The sequence below is a fragment of the Aeromonas sp. HMWF015 genome, from assembly GCF_963878965.1.
Taxonomy (GTDB): Bacteria; Pseudomonadota; Gammaproteobacteria; order Enterobacterales; family Aeromonadaceae; genus Aeromonas; species Aeromonas veronii.
Genome location: NZ_CAWNZT010000192.1, coordinates 1 through 265, shown reverse-complemented (window position 1 = coordinate 265; position 265 = coordinate 1). Strand labels below are relative to the sequence as shown.

At 57.7% G+C, this 265-nt stretch carries 1 protein-coding gene; it reads left to right on the top strand.

Annotated features, from left to right (window positions below; genetic code table 11):
* Positions 1–188, top strand: a 188-nt coding sequence (locus AACS18_RS10115; protein ID WP_146184881.1) for a lipocalin family protein, incomplete at its 5' end; no start/stop codon positions are given.
* Positions 189–265: the final 77 nt, after the last annotated feature.

Sequence of the window (265 nt, the reverse complement as noted above, 5' to 3'; positions counted from 1 at the left end):
CCTGGCGCGGCCCCAAGGGGCAGGATTACCCCGTCGAGTGGCAGCTACACGCCGCCGGAATGAGCCTCACGATCAAAGCCCGTCAGCCCAATCAGGCCATGACAGGTCGCTTTGACTACTGGGAGGGAGCGGTCTCTGTCTCGGGGGATGCCAAGGGGGTCGGCTATCTGGAGATGACCGGTTATTAGCCTGCGACCATCGCCGGTTATCCCTTATTCTGACGCTTGATTCAAAAGCAGGGTGCTATCAAGAACTCATTAAAATC